Here is a 15,452-nt window from a genome sequence, read left to right on the forward strand (position 1 = left end):
TGGGCGCGAGCACTGCCCGCGCAGTGCGAAAGAATCGAGTTATCCATTTACTTGATACGTAAAGCGTTGAGTCGTTTGAAAGCATCCAGCCCGAAAACATTGACCATAAGCCCTGCCAACGTAATACTCCCGCCAACAATCTGCATGGCTGAAAGTTCTTCGTGCAAAATAATCGATGCGCTAATTAGCCCGATAATAGGTACAAGCAGCGCGAATGGCACAACGCGCCAGCTCTCATAGCGCGCCAGTAAATTACCCCAAATGGCATAACCAATAAGGGTCGCAAAAATAGCGAGATATAAAATCGCGAGCACAGTCCCCCACTGGATATAAACTAAGCTGTCCTCAATGATAGACCTGCCTTCAAACAACCAAGAGCATACAAAAAAAGGAATAATTGGAACCGAAGCGCCCCAAATGACTAATGACATAATCTTGACGCTAGGGTTTCTGCGCATAATAAATTTAGTGCTAATATTTCCGATGGCCCACGATAAGGCAGCCCCGACTGTCAACATAAAGCCGGTTACAGGTAAGCCAGTACCGCTGGACACGCCGCTGCGAAATAATACTCCCATGCCCGCGACAGCGATCAGAATGCCTGCTGTCTGCCTGGCTACCAGCTTTTCACGCAGAAATAGAACACTAAGCAAAACCGTAAAAAACACTTGGGATTGTATGACCAGTGATGCCGCGCCAGCAGGCATTCCTAAATTGATCGCGCAAAAAAGGAAGGCAAACTGTCCGAAACTCATCGTCATCCCGTACAGTACCATCCACGTCAGGGGAACTTTAGGAGGGGGAATAAAAAACACTGCTGGTATGGCGACTGCTGAAAATCTAAGAGTAGCCAATAGGAAGGGAGGCATACCGTCCAGTCCCAGTTTTATAATGACAAAGTTAATACCCCATATGAAGACAACGAGAAATGCTAATGCAACGTCTCTAATTATCACGTCGACACCCCAGTGATCTCTTGATCATCGCTGTAAGTAGGGAGTTTATGGGTAATGTCCAAGGTTGCAATTTTTCCAATGTAGACATCCCCTACGATGTGAAAATAATCCTCTACAGAAATTGAAAATGATTTGTCCAGCCTTCCAGCATTGAAGAAAAGTGTGCCAGCCGATTTTATTTTACTGTCGACTAATAAAGACAGGCGGGCATCGAACGATAGTGGGGGAATGGCTCCCATTTCACAACCAGTCAGTTCCCTCGCAGTGTCTGCCGTTGCAAGTCGCGCTTTCTTTGCATTGAATAATTTAGCGATGGCTTTAAAATCAACTTTGCTATCACCCGCAACGACCGCCAAGATGTATTGCGCGGGCGCAGAGATGGATACCACTTGCACCACCATAGCTTTAGCCGCTTGATCCAGTGCGTGCCCGCGGATCTTGCTAGCCAGATTTGTGCGGCCTTCAGGAGGGTGTTCAATTAAGCTGCACTGAATATCTAATGCCTTGAACATGTCTGCTAATTTTTCAAAAATCTTCATTGTGATTCCCTGTTAACTCCATGCGATTGCTTCACTGCGTGTATGTTTGAGGACGCCAAAAAAAAAGCCCATAGTAATTCTTTCATCACCTTCGACCCTGTCTATTTCATGATAAAATCCCGGATCGAAAATATAGATATCCCCATTTTGAGGTTTGAAGACGCAGGTTTGCGCTTGTGCAACAACAGTAGGCTGATAGCCCAGTGCCCCGGTGGTTTTAAATTGTTCGTCCTCGGAGCACCATTTTTTCTTATAAAGGCGTAACGCTCCACCACCAGTACACTCTTGTAAGCACACGACGCAACTCAACTGATGTTCAATTCCTTTAATGGTTAAAGTTATCGCATTGGCGTCACGTGCGATGTTGTCATTGTGCAACGGATTAGCGATACCGTCTGCATGGAAGCGTACGATCGAACCTGAATACTTACCATGTATAGTATCAATGGCAGTATCCAATCTATCGAGCTTCATGTGGGTTTTTATAAGATCGTAGACCTGTCGTCTTAATAGGGGGATTGAAATTGGCAAGCACCCATCAATTTCTCGGGTTAAAGAAAAATACTTCCTGGGTTGAAAAATATGCTTTGCAATATAGGGTCCTAGCGTAGTTAATGAGGCATTTACATAGCGCGTGGTCTGGTGATGGTCACGACAACCTATCAGGTCATTGACAGCTTCGGTTCTGACGGGCTCCTGAATAAAGCCCCGTAAAACGATAATGGGGATGATCGTTTTTGTTAATTTTTCTAGCAAATCAAAATCGGGTATATCCGTAGGTGTCAAGATTAGTATTTCGCTAAAGCTTTCCATTACGTCGACCTTATAGTTTAAATTTGATCAGCTCACCATTATTTAACTGTCGCCAGTTTGATTTCGTGGCTAGCGTCGAGATCATTTCGGACGCGACGTATGTGGCTTTTTTATACTCACAGACACTCATTGTAAAATATTTTGAAAAAGGCGAACATTCCGGATAGCGTTGATACGCATAGGCTGCGATTTTGTTTACAAAAAAAGCATTTGCGGCGGAACCTCCTGGTTCTAGACAGGCTATTTTCCTATTCAGCCATTCGCTTGACAGACAGGGTTGTGGGTTATCGCTAATTATATATTCTAGGTATTCTGCTGAGTCGAATGTAGATTGCTCCATACATAGATTTTTATGGACAGTTGGTAGAAACCCGTTGTGCATCATATACCAAGTCATTGCGTCAGTTGACTTCATCACTGGATGGGAAAACGTCTTCCCTTGGTTCGTCGCTAAGGTTGCATGACGAACATGAATTGCTAAAAATGAACTGTTAATATGATTTAAGTTTATACTGTGAGCTTCCTCAGCAAGCCATTCATCACTGTGCATCGTCCGAATTTCGCCGTCCTCAAACCATAAGCACCCCCACCCATCCGAATGTTGTTTTATAGGACATTCGTGCGTCGCTGTAACGCCGCGACTCATGGCTACCGCGGCTTCAAAAACGGCAGAAGTAGAAAAGTTACCTTGAGCCAGAATCATTCTGCACATGGGAGGTGTTCCTGAGGAGCGGGGACCGTACAATGGATGATCGAGGTGAATTGTTCGATTACCCGGTCATGGTGCTTTTCGTGCAGTTCGAGCGTGCCCAAGACTCCTGAATGACGTGATAAGTCCGCGAAAAGCAATGAAGAGTGATGAGCCGTTTCAGAAATCGGATCTGAATACTTGATAGTGCCGTTTTTATATCGTCGAATGAGATACTCAGCTGCCTTCAATTGATGAGGGTTGCGTATACGTAGCTGGCCCACAGCCCTATTACCAACATCGTATTTGAAACTCGAAAAATGTTTTCCTTCTTCAATCTGGAAGCTAATGTCGGCCCAGTTCATTCCTGAAACATTGTCGACTAGGGTACTTACTCCCATTCCCGACATACGGAACCCCATTTCGATAAAATAAGGTACGTCGTTGAAAACGATAAAATCAATGTGAAAGGCACCTTCTGCATAGCCAAAGCACTCACAGCAACAATCCATCAACTGTTTAAATGATTCGGGTACGCAATTGGAAGAAAATGCTACGTGGCCTGACTCGCGAAATCCTATGGGTTTCCCTTGTTTCACCTCGCGTTCGATTATTTTTCTGCAACAAGCTAAAGCATACGGTTTATTTTCACTGACTACTCCTTGCAATGAATACTCTTGACCGTCCAGGTATTGCTCAATTAAGAAACCTGAAAAATCCCTACCACCGTAGTTAGCGATTTTTTCAAACTCTTGGAGTGCGTTTTCCAATTCGTGATCCGAGGAAATTAACCAAACGCCGAGTCCTCCCCCGCTGTCTACGGGTTTAATAATGAAAGGGTAAAGCGCGGTGGGCATGGTTCTGGGGATGATGTCTAAAGACTTAAAGTAATTAAACCATGGCTGCGGATGTTTACTGCGGGAAAGTGCTAAGCGTTGGGCACGTTTATCCAATGGGAAAAATTTGGTGATCGGGTTTCCAGGTAATAAGTTGCGTAGCTGGTAAGCGCTTTTATTGTAAGCTTCGAATCCGGGGAGGACAATGGTCGGCATATTGGATAGGCCAATACACTGATAGGCATCTATTATTTCCTGCGGGTCGGCGGGATCGTTCACACGTAAAATGTAATTAAAGTTATATTCATTGAAAGCTGATTGATAATCTATGAATTCTGACGACTCAACAAGTACAGTGTAGTAATTTAATCTTTGGGCGACGTTTTCGTAAGGATTTAATCCGTCACGTGTAGCGCCAATTTGCAAAAATATTTTCTTCATCATTTTTATTCTACTATCAGCGTCCAGAAATGATTTCTTGCGATGTGCTATTTTTGACCTGGATTACGGCCTTATGCGGATCGTGACGCAATATAAGAGACATCGGGTCTTTGACGTCTTGGCTTTCAAGTAGGGACGGAACCAGATTGCTGCGGTAGCATTGACGAAGATGCTTTAGCGATAAACCAGATAGTCTTTCTAGCAGTAAGCCGGTTTCGTCGATCGAATCGTCGCTATTTATTAGTGTTAGATGGATGTTGCGCGATAGGCAATTTATTTGTTGTTGTTCAAGGTATATATTTAAATATTTCCCCCCTTGGGTGAATGGTGAATAGATCATGCATATCAGGTTGGTGGCATTTAGTTCAAACGCATCCAGTGCATATTTTTCAGCCAGTTCCCGTTGGTGGATTATTGCCGAAGTAGTGGCATAGCGGTCCGACATCATCTCTATAAGCCTAGGAGGAAACGCCTTCTTTTTCATCAGGCTGATCGCAAAATCTGAATATTGCCTTACGCCTTCTTCATAGTTTAGCCCCAGCAGCGACTCAGAACGCAAACCGCGAAGGTGCGCCATCAACGTAGGATTTCCACAATCGGATTCGGAGAAGCTGAACATTAATTCATCAAATCGGAAGCCTAAAAAATCCGTCAGTAGTTTCCAATGGTGACCTGACTGGTAAGAAGTATCTTGATAAATATTGAAAAATATCGGGTCGCGTGGGAGATCGTAAGTTATCCGGTGTTCCGGTAATATCCCATCCTCCCCATAAAGATTGCAGAAATAGCGTTCAGCAACACCGTCTAGCGTTTTTAAAAAGTTTCCAAACCCTTTGGCCTTATCAACTGTAGGTGCACCAAAAATGCGGGAAAGGTGCCTGGCCCAGGCGAAGTACGCCGTTTGCTCTTCAGTCGAATCCCCCGTAATGATGATGTCCACACCTGATTTATAATGGGCGGCAAGGCCGAATGAGTTCACCATACTTAGGTTGCAAGCATTGCAAAATGTAGAACGCGCGTCCGCGCGGAAGCGATGCCCGCTCATTAGAATATCAGTCCGATTTCGCTAGCGCTTGATAGACACGGTCAATATTTTCAATTACTGCGGTGTTCATACCCGCGTGGCGATTGGTACTAATACGTAATGAAAAAGTATCGCCGTACCTTTGCAATACCAGTCCTTGAATGTACCGAACGTAGGCGACCATATAGCTGCTGTCTTTGCCACCACCGTAGGCGAGGAAGATACAGTTATCGCTCAAACGTTTTTTTGTCGGCAAGCAATTGATAAGCCGCGCGGCACAACGTTCGGCGGACTGTATATCTTTTTCCGTAAAATACCTGCTCAAGGTTCTCGTTATATCTTGCATAGCGGGTGCCTTTTTTATCATGGATAAGCTATAAGTGTGTAAATAGCTGATTGGATATACATGGGCAAGGTGTTGTTTTGTCGCGGGCGAATCAACTGCTCTTTGATCGAGTTGTGGACAAGCTGCCGCAGTGTCAATACTCGGCGGAGAGTGTACTTGCGTCGTAGCGCTGCTGTTGCATATTAAGCTACTAGTCTTATAGCCTTTCCACAATCCCGACAACTGTAGGGGGTAGGTTTGGTTTGGGTGAGAATTTTTTCGTAGATAGAGGTAGGAGGGCGGCTGAAAAAAACTGAGTGCAACACATTACCTCCGGTAAGGTGCTGCCATGTCATATACAGAACCCAGCATTGAAGAACGCGCCACGATTCAGGGGGCGCGATATCAGGGCATGATCCAGCGAGCCGGGGAATTTGCCCTAACCCACCCGTCAAAGCTGTCCGGGGTCCATTTTCTTGAAACCAGACCCGCCGCCAGGTCGGTCGACTGACCAATATACAGGTGCTGGGTTAGGAGCGCTCCGAGCGTGTAGCGATACGCCTAAAAGATCGAAGTTCTCCGTAGATAGGCGCTGTTAGCTCAATTCACCACATAGATCTCGTTCTACCAGTCGTCGGACTTCGTCGAACGTAAGGCCCGCACCCAATAACGCATGCAGCTTGCCGAACGCGGCTTCGCGGGTCATGCCGCCTCCAGACAGGACACCGGCGCGACGTAGCTCGTTACCCGCTTCATATATGTCCAGCAAAATACCGCCTTCCTGACACTGGGTAATTGCGACAACCACGATATTTTGTTCGTAGGCCCGCTGTAGACCGTTGAGAAACTCAAGATCGTTGCTAGGACCTGTGCCGTTGCCAAAACACTCCAAAATTATGCCTTGGATGCCACTGTCGATGGCGGTAGTCAGCAACTGCACTGCAAATCCTGGCACTAACGGAAGCACTGCTACCTTGGCGAGTGATTTTGGTTGTGTATATTTCAAGTGGTCGGGCAGCTTGGCCAGCGGTAGTCCTCCTGCGTTACGCTGCAACGTCGCGAAGGGATGACGGCCGAAACTGCGGATTTTTGCGCAGCGGGTCGGTGCCAGCAACTCCCCATGGAAGTACAGCTGCACGCCGGATTTCAGGCCTTTACCGAGAGCGAGCAGGGCGCCGTTGAGGTTTTCCCAGGCATCGCTGTTCTCGACGCCAGCGGGCAGCATCGAACCGGTAAACAACACCGGTGCGCTCAGGCCGAGCAACTGAAAGCTCATCGCCGCCGCGCTGTAGGCCAGGGTGTCAGTGCCGTGCAGGATCAATACCGCGTCGCAGCCATCGACATCCACGGCCTCGATCACCGCTTCACGCAGGCGCTGCCAGTAGGCGGGGGTCATGTTGGCGCTGTCGATCAGCGGCAACAACTCGCGAAACCGCCAGTTCGGTACCTTCAACTCCGGGTGGGCAGCCAGTTGCTCGGCCATCCGCGCCTCGAATCCCGAAGCCGGCGCCAGGCCATTGGCGCTGGCTTGCATGCCGATGGTGCCGCCGGTGTACAGCACCATGACTTGCTGAGCGGGTGGCGGGGTTTCGCGATTCATGGCACTTCTCCTTTGATTGATCGAGCCAAGGCTATGGCGTGTCTGGTGAAAAGTAAAAACAAGCTGGCAAAAAAAAAGGGCCTGAAGAGTGATCTTCGGGCCCTCAAAAGGGAGAGGGGTGTCTAATCCCTCCGCCTGGTGAGCGTATTGCGGGTTGCGCCGTGGGCGCTGAAGGTCAGGCCTTCAACGGCACCAAGCGTGGAGCAATCATGTTTTCCGGGCGCAGGATGTCGGCGAGCATGGCATCGTCGAGCAAGCCTTCTTCACGCACCAGTTCCAGTACGCCTCGGCCGCTTTCCAGCGCGATGCGGGCGATACGGGTGGCGTTTTCATAGCCAATGTACGGGTTCAGGGCGGTGACCAGACCAATCGAGTGCTCGACCAGTTCGCGGCAGCGCGCTTCGTTGGCGGTGATGCCGACGATGCAATGCTCGCGCAGCATGTCCATGGCGCGTTGCAGCAGGCGGATCGAGTCGAAAATCTTGTAAGCGATCAGCGGCTCCATCACGTTCAGCTGCAATTGACCGCCTTCAGCGGCCATGGTCAGCGTCAGGTCGTTGCCGATGATTTCGAATGCCACCTGGTTGACCGCTTCCGGGATTACCGGGTTGACCTTGCCGGGCATGATCGAGCTGCCTGGCTGACGCGCTGGCAGGTTGATTTCGTTGATGCCGGTACGTGGGCCGCTGGACAGCAGGCGCAGGTCGTTGCAGATCTTCGACAGTTTGACTGCGGTGCGCTTGAGCATGCCCGAGAACAGGACGAAGGCGCCCATGTCGGACGTGGCTTCGATCAGGTCAGCGGCCGGCACCAGCGGTTGACCGCTGATGATTGCCAGACGCGATACGGCCAGATGCTGATAACGCGGGTCGGCGTTGATGCCGGTGCCGATGGCGGTGCCGCCCAGGTTCACTTCGGTCAGCAGTTCCGGAGCGAGGCTGCGCAGGCGGTTGAGGTCTTCATTCAGGGTGGTGGCGAAGGCGCGGAATTCCTGGCCGAGGGTCATCGGCACGGCGTCCTGCAATTGGGTACGGCCCATTTTCAGAACGTGGTTGAATTCCTGGCCCTTGGCGGCGAACGCCTGGATCAGGCTGTCGAGGCTGGCGAGCAAGGCGTCATGACCCAGCAGCAGGCCCAGACGGATCGCCGTCGGGTAAGCGTCGTTGGTCGATTGCGCCATGTTTACGTCATTGTTCGGGTGCAGGTACTGGTATTCGCCTTTGCTGTGGCCCATGGCCTCCAGCGCGATGTTGGCGATGACTTCGTTGGCATTCATGTTGGTTGAAGTGCCAGCGCCGCCTTGAATCATGTCCACCACGAACTGCTCGTGGAAATCGCCGCGAACCAAACGGGCACAGGCTTCGCTGATGGCGGCGTGCTTGGCTTCGCTGAGGTGGCCGAGCTCGCGGTTGGCGTCAGCGGCGGCTTGCTTGACCATGGCCAAGGCCACGACCAGCTTCGGGTAATGCGAAATCGGAACGCCGGAGAGACGGAAGTTGCTCACCGCCCTCAGGGTCTGGATGCCGTAGTACGCTTCAGCGGGTACTTCGAGGACGCCAAGCAGGTCTTTTTCGATGCGCAATGATGCAGCGGAGGACATGATAGAGATAGTCTCAAAAAAGGCACGGACAATGCCGGAACGCCTATGATGCTAGGCTTGTAGACAGTTTTGGGCTAATGCTGTTAAGCGCTGCCCTATGCACAAACGGCATAATGTCGATGTGACGTTACGATTGTGACGAGCGTATGAACACGGTGCGGATGCTTTTTTGCAGGCGCGGGCTTGCAGTGATCGGAGGACATGATGAACCTGGAAAGTAAATGGCTGGAAGACTTCAGTGCCTTGGCCGCCACCCGCAGTTTTTCCCAGGCGGCCGAGCGCCGTTTTGTGACGCAACCTGCTTTCAGCCGCCGGATCCGCAGTCTTGAATCGGCGCTGGGCCTGACGCTGGTCAATCGCTCGCGCACGCCCATCGAACTGACGGCTGCCGGGCAATTGTTTCTGGTGACCGCGCGTACGGTCGTCGAACAGCTGGGTGAGGTGCTGCGCCATCTGCATCACCTGGAAGGCGGGCAGGGCGAAGTCATGCAAGTCGCGGCGGCACACTCCTTGGCGTTGGGTTTTTTTCCACGTTGGATCGCCCAACTGCGCAACGAAGGACTGAACATTGCCACCCGGCTGGTGGCGACCAACGTTGGCGATGCGGTGCACGCCCTGCGTGAGGGTGGTTGCGATCTGATGCTGGCCTTCTACGACCCGGATGCGGCGCTGCAGATGGACGCTGAAATCTTCCCCTCGCTGCACCTTGGGCACACTGAGATGCTGCCCATCTGCGCGGCAGACGCCAACGGTCAGCCTTTATTCGACCTTGAAGGCGAGGCAAGCGTGCCGTTGCTGGCCTACAGCGCCGGAGCATTTCTGGGGCGTTCGGTGAACCTGCTGCTGCGTCAGCGCAGCCTGCGCTTCACCACGGTCTACGAGACAGCCATGGCTGACAGCCTGAAGAGCATGGCGCTCGAAGGCCTGGGCATCGCTTGGGTACCCCAGCTCAGCGTGCGTGCTGAACTGGCGCGGGGTGAGTTGGTGGTGTGTGGCGGCCCGCAATGGCATGTACCGCTGGAAATTCGTTTGTACCGCTGCGCCCTGGTGCGCAAGGCCAACGTGCGGTTGTTGTGGCGCAAGCTTGAAGGCGGTGCGGCACAGGGCGCGTCTTGAGTGCTTAAGGCGACTCGCTCAAATAGGCAACGATGGCCTCTTTGTTCTTGTCGCTGTAGTGGTAACAGTTAGCTCTTACATTGACGCGGGTTGGGAATATATTTGTTTCACACCACCAACCGTCTTTGTACAACACCTCTGAGTGGTCATGGGTGCCGCCGAGCATATGACCCAGTTCATGTGCGGCGGCAGGGTAACTACCCAGTGATGCAATGCCGGCATAATGCTTATGTCCGGCGAAACCCAACGTTTGGTCGTTTATTTTTTCGTTCGTTAACAGCAGGTATTTGGTTTTGCGGTTAATGGGTAGATTATTTTTGTCGGCGTAGCCCTTAACTTCGTCGCTCCAGCCGGCCAGTATGTTTGTCAGGTTTTCACCTTGATAGGGGTACTGGGTTATGGGCGCGACGTTTTGTACAAAGTTCACGTATACCCGGCGATTGGTGAAGCTTTCAAGGTCCTTTCGTAGCCAGGAGAAGTAGTCCCTGGAGATGTTTTCGCGTTCGGCCTGTGGAATATCATCGTGTAGGAATACGTAGAAATTTAGCGGCATCTTCGTGAATTTTTCATCAGCAGAAGCGGGCGAAATGATGATGAAGAGCAGGGTGCTTAGTGTGAAAGCGAGTGTTCTTAAGCGAACAAGCATGGGCGTCTCGATAAAAATAGGTTTCGTTGATTAAGGTCCGTGCTGAATGACGGGGTGTACACCCAGAAGTCTGTTTACGTCAGGCATAAAAATAGCTAAGCCGAAACCGTCATGGTTTGTTAGTTTCTGTTGGCGCCACATAAAGTAGTAAGTTGTGTACAGATGATGTAGGACGTTTTGCCATGAGGATTTCGGTCGTGGGTACCGTGCGCAGACCTCGCCAAGGCCCTGCTGACAGAAGGTCGTCGAAGGTGCTTCTCTTCATGCGCTTTAAGGTATACTGCGCGGCCTTTGGCCGGTTCGACCGGCCATAATTCATCCAGCAAGCCCCGCCGGTTCTCCCGCGTGGCTTGTTTGTTTTTTGACGCGCCTGCGGGCGCCCAATGGAAGAGGCACGACGATGAGCGCACTGGTTGGCGTGATCATGGGCTCCAAGTCCGATTGGTCCACCCTTAGCCACACCGCCGATATGCTGGACAAGCTAGGCATCCCTTATGAAGTCAAAGTGGTGTCAGCCCACCGGACGCCGGATTTGCTGTTCCAGTACGCCGAACAGGCCGAGGCCCGTGGCATTGAAGTAATCATTGCCGGTGCTGGCGGCGCTGCTCATTTGCCGGGCATGTGCGCCGCCAAGACGCATCTACCGGTGCTGGGCGTGCCCGTGCAGTCGTCGATGCTGTCGGGCGTGGATTCCCTGCTGTCGATCGTGCAGATGCCTGCCGGGATTCCTGTTGCTACCCTGGCCATCGGCAAAGCGGGCGCAATCAATGCCGCGTTGTTGTCGGCCAGCATCCTCGGCGGCAAGCACCCGCAATTCCATGCAGTGCTGAAAAAATTCCGCACTGAGCAGACAGACAGCGTCCTGGACAATCCAGACCCACGCGACGCCTGAGGTTTTTCCATGAAGATCGGTGTAATCGGTGGCGGCCAGTTGGGTCGCATGTTGGCTCTGGCAGGTACTCCGCTGGGCATGAACTTCGCTTTTCTCGACCCCGCGCCGGACGCTTGTGCTGCCGCGTTGGGCGAGCATCTGCGTGCTGATTACGGCGATCAGGATCACCTGCGCCAGTTGGCCGATGAAGTCGATCTGGTGACCTTCGAATTCGAAAGTGTTCCAGCAGAAACCGTGGCGTTCCTGTCGCAGTTCGTACCGGTGTACCCAAGCGCCGAAGCGCTGCGGATTGCCCGTGATCGCTGGTTCGAAAAGAGCATGTTCAAGGACCTTGAGATTCCAACGCCTGCGTTCGCCGACATCCACTCGCAAGCCGATCTTGAGGCTGCAGTGGCCAGCATTGGCCTGCCCGCTGTGCTGAAAACCCGCACCCTTGGCTATGACGGCAAGGGTCAGAAAGTGCTGCGTACCCCGGCAGACGTGGTCGGCACCTTCGCGGAGCTGGGCAGTGTTGCCTGCTTGCTGGAAGGTTTCGTACCGTTCACTGGCGAAGTGTCGCTGATCGCCGTGCGCGGCCGCGATGGCGAAACGCGCTTCTATCCGTTGGTGCACAACACTCACGACAACGGTATTTTGCGCCTGTCGATTGCCAGCACCGAGCATCCGCTGCAAACGCTGGCCGAGGATTACGCCGGCCGCGTACTCAAGCAGCTCGATTACGTCGGCGTGCTGGCGTTCGAGTTCTTCGAAGTCGACGGCGGTTTGAAGGCCAACGAGATTGCACCTCGTGTGCACAACTCGGGGCATTGGACCACCGAAGGCGCTGAGTGCAGCCAGTTCGAAAACCACCTGCGGGCGGTGGCTGGTTTGCCATTGGGCTCTACCGCCAAGATTGGCGAAAGCGCCATGCTCAACTTCATTGGCGAGGTGCCGGCTGTGGGTAAGGTCATCGCCATAGATGACTGCCATCTGCATCATTACGGCAAGGCGTTCAAGGTCGGGCGCAAAGTGGGTCATGCCACATTGCGCTGTGCGGATCGTGCGACGCTGGATCAGCAGATCCAAAAGGTTGAAGCGCTGATCAAGCTGTAAGCATTCCTGCGCCTGACACATCGCCTTCGCGACTGAATTCGCTCCACACAGGCTGCACAGGGTGTGTGATCAGGCTGCAGCTGACGTACGGGAACCAATCTTGCCTCTGCTCCTCTGATGGCAGGCATGCCAATACCATGACTAGGCTTGGCGTATTTAATTCATACAGAGGAAATGGCATGGGCATTATCGGAACCATCTTTATCGGCTTGATCGTTGGCTTGCTGGCGCGATTCATCAAGCCGGGCGATGACAGCATGGGATGGATCATGACCATCCTGCTGGGTATCGGCGGCTCGTTGGTTGCGACCTACGGCGGTCAGGCGCTGGGTATTTATCAGGCAGGCCAGGGTGCTGGTTTCCTCGGTGCGCTGGTGGGTGCGGTGGTGCTATTGGTGCTTTACAGCATGATCAAAAGAGACTGACAGTTGTTCATTGGCCCTCTGCGTTATTTTGCACAGAGGGCTAGAATGTCGGCACTTACTCCCTCTTCAAATTGCCGAGCTCCCCATGCGTCGTCTTCTCTTTATTGCGCTGCTGTTGACCTCCGGATTGGTTCGCGCCGAGTTGCCAGAAACCGATTGGCTCGAACTGATGCCCAAGTCGGATCAGAAAGCCCTCGAAGCCATGCCCGAAATCGATCACAACTCCCCGGAAGCGCAGGGGACGTTTGACGCCAAGGGCGGTTTGAAGCAGAGCAAAGGCTTGCCTGCCGTGATGTATTCGGCCAAGACCGTGCCCGCCATGAACGGCAAAAATATTCGTATCGGTGGTTATCCAGTGCCCCTGGAAACGGACGCCAAAGGCCGCAGTACCTTGTTCTTCCTCGTCCCTTATCCGGGCGCGTGCATCCATGTGCCGCCACCGCCACCCAATCAATTGGTGCTGGTGCGTTATCCCAAAGGGCTGAAACTGGACGATATCTATACGCCGCTGTGGGTGATGGGCACGCTGAAGGTAGAGACGGTCAGCAATGACAAGGCCGATGCGGCCTACGCGCTGGATGCTTCGAAGGTCCGCGCCGTGGTCGAAGCGGACCTGTAACGGTTACTCTTCCGGCAACGCCGCCAGTGGCTCGGCCCAGATGCTGACACTTAGCGTGTGCATGGCATCTGGCGCCAACGTGACGACATCCGACAGAACGTTAGCGGTTTCAACGCAGACCATGCCCTGCCAGCCGTCTTCTGCCATGTCGCTGAGGGTCTTGGTCTTGTCGATCCACGGATTCCACAGCACCGCCGACTTCGAGCCGCTGGTCATGATCTGAATCCGTCGCTGCCAACCCGGATCAACAATGCTCAAGTGGTGCGGCGTGTTCAGGTAAATGCGGTCCGTTTCGGCCGTGAAATGCAGGTCGCCTACCTGCTCATGTTCATCGTCCCAGCTTTGCAGCGTGTCTAGATAGCGCAAACCGTCGAGGCCTTCGACGTGTATCTGTCGCACATCGCTGACCGCGAAATAGCTGTGCAATGCCTGGCTGAAGGTGACGGCTTCGGTGCCCGCGTTGTAGCTGAGCAGGCTGACGTGCAACTGCTCGTCCAGGCGAATGCTCAACTTGAGGGCGACGTTATGTGGCCAGCCGGGCAAATGACCTTCGGCCTCTGGCAATACGAACTCGGCCAGTAACGCATCGCCATCATTGCCGATGCCCAGCAGTTGCCAGTCCAGCGCCCGGACTTCGCCATGGGCCTTGGCCGGCTCGCTGCTTTGGCGCATCGCCTGCACGCTGGCGGGGTTGCGTTGCAGATTACCGAACCAAGGCCAGCACACTGGCATCCCGGCACGAATCGGTTTGCCTTGCTTGAAGACGGCCTGTTCATTGAGCCAGATCAGTGGCTGCTCGCCGGCCACTTGATAGCTGAGAATGTGCGCGCCTTGTTGGGCGACGAGCAACTCGGCCTGACCGTGGCTGATGCGCCAGCAGTTGAGCTCATCGAGTTTGACGGATTCGACATGGGGCGTTGGCATTCGGGGGTTCTCACTCAAGGACAGTGATAAAAAGTAGACCGTGCGGCGGTCAACGAGTTTACCCCAATAGACCAGCGCCCTGATTTAACGCCGTGCCGGTACCGAGCGAGTACGGCCGCTGCCATCAATGGCGACGAACACAAATACTGCTTCGGTGACTTTGCGCCATTCGCTGGACAATGGGTCATCGCTCCACACTTCGACCATCATCTGGATCGAGCTGCGGCCGATGTCCAGGGCCTGAGTATAAAAGGACAACTGCGCACCGACCGCTACAGGCACCAGGAACGCCATGCGATCAATGGCCACGGTCGCGACGCGGCCGCCGGCAATTTTGCTGGCCATTGCCGTGCCTGCCAAGTCCATTTGCGAGACCAGCCAGCCGCCGAATATATCGCTGAAACCATTGGTTTCACGGGGCAGTGCGGTAATTTGCAACGCAAGGTCGCCCTGCGGAATCGGATCTTCTTGTTCGAGTTCAATCATGCCTAGGGTGCCTCGACCCATGACTCTTTAATGTTTTGATGCGGTTAACAGGCCTTAGTAAAAACGATGTCCATGAATACATGGCGTTCATGCGTTCTCAACTGGGCCTTAAGGGGAAACTCTGCGAAAGCGGCTGCATTGGGCTCAGCGGCGATTTCGCACAGCAACCCCGGCGTGCGTCTATTTGTCTCTCACGGTCTGCGAGTATATCGGGGGATGCGTCACACGACGACCATCGGGTTCTGATTTTGACCACGCGAAGCTTCTGGCTGGGTGCTTTTTAGAGAATTTGCTATCGTGCGTGGCCCGATTCGCTCTGTACTGCCGCCTATAGGGCCGTTTTGATGCCCATGTCAGAGCGTCGTTATTGATGGTGAGCAAGTCGTCAAGCTTCAGCCAGCGTTGCTGAGGCTCATTACTCCCAAGAGAA

The 15,452-nt window shown here is 52.8% G+C and carries 17 protein-coding genes; 5 read left to right on the forward strand and 12 right to left on the reverse strand.

The features are described 5' to 3' along the window. Positions 1 to 47 precede the first annotated feature (47 nt). From AC1ME2_RS14100 to aspA, 9 genes are all read right to left on the reverse strand, one after another. A complete protein-coding gene (locus AC1ME2_RS14100; protein WP_480434715.1) occupies positions 48 to 956 on the reverse strand; it encodes an EamA family transporter in 909 nt (302 codons plus the stop codon). Beyond that, positions 953 to 1,495: a YbaK/EbsC family protein gene (locus AC1ME2_RS14105; protein WP_480434716.1), complete on the reverse strand. Its 543-nt coding sequence runs from the start codon at positions 1,493 to 1,495 to the stop codon at positions 953 to 955. The genes AC1ME2_RS14100 and AC1ME2_RS14105 overlap by 4 nt, the downstream gene beginning before the upstream one ends. Positions 1,496 to 1,507: 12 nt before the next feature. Next, positions 1,508 to 2,308, reverse strand: coding sequence for a 2OG-Fe(II)-dependent halogenase WelO5 family protein (locus tag AC1ME2_RS14110; protein ID WP_480434717.1), 801 nt, complete (start codon positions 2,306 to 2,308; stop codon positions 1,508 to 1,510). A gap of 10 nt (positions 2,309 to 2,318) precedes the next feature. Beyond that, positions 2,319 to 3,020: a class II glutamine amidotransferase gene (locus tag AC1ME2_RS14115; RefSeq protein ID WP_480434718.1), complete on the reverse strand. Its 702-nt coding sequence runs from the start codon at positions 3,018 to 3,020 to the stop codon at positions 2,319 to 2,321. After that, on the reverse strand, positions 3,008 to 4,276 hold the full coding sequence (locus AC1ME2_RS14120) for an ATP-grasp domain-containing protein (RefSeq protein WP_480434720.1): 1,269 nt from the start codon (positions 4,274 to 4,276) through the stop codon (positions 3,008 to 3,010). Before AC1ME2_RS14120 ends, AC1ME2_RS14115 begins: the two co-directional genes overlap by 13 nt. Before the next feature lie 13 nt (positions 4,277 to 4,289). Further along, positions 4,290 to 5,318, reverse strand: a complete 1,029-nt coding sequence (locus tag AC1ME2_RS14125) for a hypothetical protein (protein ID WP_480434722.1) — start codon at positions 5,316 to 5,318, stop codon at positions 4,290 to 4,292. Positions 5,319 to 5,325: 7 nt separating this feature from the next. Further along, the gene (locus AC1ME2_RS14130; RefSeq protein WP_480434723.1) at positions 5,326 to 5,643 is read right to left on the reverse strand and encodes a hypothetical protein; all 318 of its coding nucleotides are present in this window, start codon (positions 5,641 to 5,643) and stop codon (positions 5,326 to 5,328) included. Positions 5,644 to 6,217: 574 nt separating this feature from the next. After that, positions 6,218 to 7,222 (reverse strand): asparaginase, encoded by a 1,005-nt coding sequence (locus tag AC1ME2_RS14135; RefSeq protein WP_480434724.1) that lies wholly within the window; start codon positions 7,220 to 7,222, stop codon positions 6,218 to 6,220. A 175-nt stretch (positions 7,223 to 7,397) separates the two neighbouring features. After that, positions 7,398 to 8,822, reverse strand: a complete 1,425-nt coding sequence (gene aspA / locus AC1ME2_RS14140; protein WP_480434726.1) for an aspartate ammonia-lyase — start codon at positions 8,820 to 8,822, stop codon at positions 7,398 to 7,400. 204 nt (positions 8,823 to 9,026) lie between these two features. Here aspA and AC1ME2_RS14145 point away from each other — a divergent pair, with 204 nt between their 5' ends. Further along, on the forward strand, positions 9,027 to 9,938 hold the full coding sequence (locus tag AC1ME2_RS14145) for a LysR substrate-binding domain-containing protein (protein WP_480442137.1): 912 nt from the start codon (positions 9,027 to 9,029) through the stop codon (positions 9,936 to 9,938). A gap of 4 nt (positions 9,939 to 9,942) precedes the next feature. On the opposite strand, the gene AC1ME2_RS14150 is transcribed toward AC1ME2_RS14145, so the two are convergent. Continuing rightward, positions 9,943 to 10,584, reverse strand: a complete 642-nt coding sequence (locus tag AC1ME2_RS14150; protein ID WP_480434727.1) for a hypothetical protein — start codon at positions 10,582 to 10,584, stop codon at positions 9,943 to 9,945. Positions 10,585 to 10,984: 400 nt separating this feature from the next. Between AC1ME2_RS14150 and purE the strand changes: the two genes are divergently transcribed. The 4 genes from purE (at position 10,985) to AC1ME2_RS14170 (ending at position 13,612) form a co-directional block, all read left to right on the forward strand. Then, positions 10,985 to 11,476, forward strand: a complete 492-nt coding sequence (gene purE / locus AC1ME2_RS14155) for a 5-(carboxyamino)imidazole ribonucleotide mutase (RefSeq protein WP_480434729.1) — start codon at positions 10,985 to 10,987, stop codon at positions 11,474 to 11,476. Between the two features lie 9 nt (positions 11,477 to 11,485). Further along, positions 11,486 to 12,568, forward strand: coding sequence for a 5-(carboxyamino)imidazole ribonucleotide synthase (locus AC1ME2_RS14160; RefSeq protein ID WP_480434730.1), 1,083 nt, complete (start codon positions 11,486 to 11,488; stop codon positions 12,566 to 12,568). Between the two features lie 179 nt (positions 12,569 to 12,747). Further along, positions 12,748 to 12,993 (forward strand): GlsB/YeaQ/YmgE family stress response membrane protein, encoded by a 246-nt coding sequence (locus AC1ME2_RS14165; protein WP_480434731.1) that lies wholly within the window; start codon positions 12,748 to 12,750, stop codon positions 12,991 to 12,993. Between the two features lie 85 nt (positions 12,994 to 13,078). After that, the gene (locus tag AC1ME2_RS14170) at positions 13,079 to 13,612 is read left to right on the forward strand and encodes a DUF3299 domain-containing protein (protein ID WP_480434732.1); all 534 of its coding nucleotides are present in this window, start codon (positions 13,079 to 13,081) and stop codon (positions 13,610 to 13,612) included. Between the two features lie 3 nt (positions 13,613 to 13,615). Here the strand turns inward: AC1ME2_RS14170 and AC1ME2_RS14175 are convergent, their stop codons facing one another. Then, positions 13,616 to 14,536: a D-hexose-6-phosphate mutarotase gene (locus tag AC1ME2_RS14175; protein ID WP_480434733.1), complete on the reverse strand. Its 921-nt coding sequence runs from the start codon at positions 14,534 to 14,536 to the stop codon at positions 13,616 to 13,618. An 84-nt stretch (positions 14,537 to 14,620) separates the two neighbouring features. Further along, the gene (locus AC1ME2_RS14180) at positions 14,621 to 15,022 is read right to left on the reverse strand and encodes an acyl-CoA thioesterase (RefSeq protein ID WP_480434734.1); all 402 of its coding nucleotides are present in this window, start codon (positions 15,020 to 15,022) and stop codon (positions 14,621 to 14,623) included. Positions 15,023 to 15,452 lie beyond the last annotated feature (430 nt).

It is taken from the genome of Pseudomonas sp. ASL9 (assembly GCF_056680335.1).

Bases quoted from the DNA above. Each gene is read 5' to 3' on its own strand.
- AC1ME2_RS14105 (WP_480434716.1), bottom strand. From the start codon at position 1,495: ATGAAGATTTTTGAAAAATTAGCAGACATGTTCAAGGCATTAGATATT.
- AC1ME2_RS14110 (WP_480434717.1), bottom strand. From the start codon at position 2,308: ATGGAAAGCTTTAGCGAAATACTAATCTTGACACCTACGGATATACCC.
- AC1ME2_RS14115 (WP_480434718.1), bottom strand. From the start codon at position 3,020: ATGTGCAGAATGATTCTGGCTCAAGGTAACTTTTCTACTTCTGCCGTT.
- AC1ME2_RS14120 (WP_480434720.1), bottom strand. From the start codon at position 4,276: ATGATGAAGAAAATATTTTTGCAAATTGGCGCTACACGTGACGGATTA.
- AC1ME2_RS14125 (WP_480434722.1), bottom strand. From the start codon at position 5,318: ATGAGCGGGCATCGCTTCCGCGCGGACGCGCGTTCTACATTTTGCAAT.
- AC1ME2_RS14130 (WP_480434723.1), bottom strand. From the start codon at position 5,643: ATGCAAGATATAACGAGAACCTTGAGCAGGTATTTTACGGAAAAAGAT.
- AC1ME2_RS14135 (WP_480434724.1), bottom strand. From the start codon at position 7,222: ATGAATCGCGAAACCCCGCCACCCGCTCAGCAAGTCATGGTGCTGTAC.
- aspA (WP_480434726.1), bottom strand. From the start codon at position 8,822: ATGTCCTCCGCTGCATCATTGCGCATCGAAAAAGACCTGCTTGGCGTC.
- AC1ME2_RS14145 (WP_480442137.1), top strand. From the start codon at position 9,027: ATGAACCTGGAAAGTAAATGGCTGGAAGACTTCAGTGCCTTGGCCGCC.
- AC1ME2_RS14150 (WP_480434727.1), bottom strand. From the start codon at position 10,584: ATGCTTGTTCGCTTAAGAACACTCGCTTTCACACTAAGCACCCTGCTC.
- purE (WP_480434729.1), top strand. From the start codon at position 10,985: ATGAGCGCACTGGTTGGCGTGATCATGGGCTCCAAGTCCGATTGGTCC.
- AC1ME2_RS14160 (WP_480434730.1), top strand. From the start codon at position 11,486: ATGAAGATCGGTGTAATCGGTGGCGGCCAGTTGGGTCGCATGTTGGCT.
- AC1ME2_RS14165 (WP_480434731.1), top strand. From the start codon at position 12,748: ATGGGCATTATCGGAACCATCTTTATCGGCTTGATCGTTGGCTTGCTG.
- AC1ME2_RS14170 (WP_480434732.1), top strand. From the start codon at position 13,079: ATGCGTCGTCTTCTCTTTATTGCGCTGCTGTTGACCTCCGGATTGGTT.
- AC1ME2_RS14175 (WP_480434733.1), bottom strand. From the start codon at position 14,536: ATGCCAACGCCCCATGTCGAATCCGTCAAACTCGATGAGCTCAACTGC.
- AC1ME2_RS14180 (WP_480434734.1), bottom strand. From the start codon at position 15,022: ATGATTGAACTCGAACAAGAAGATCCGATTCCGCAGGGCGACCTTGCG.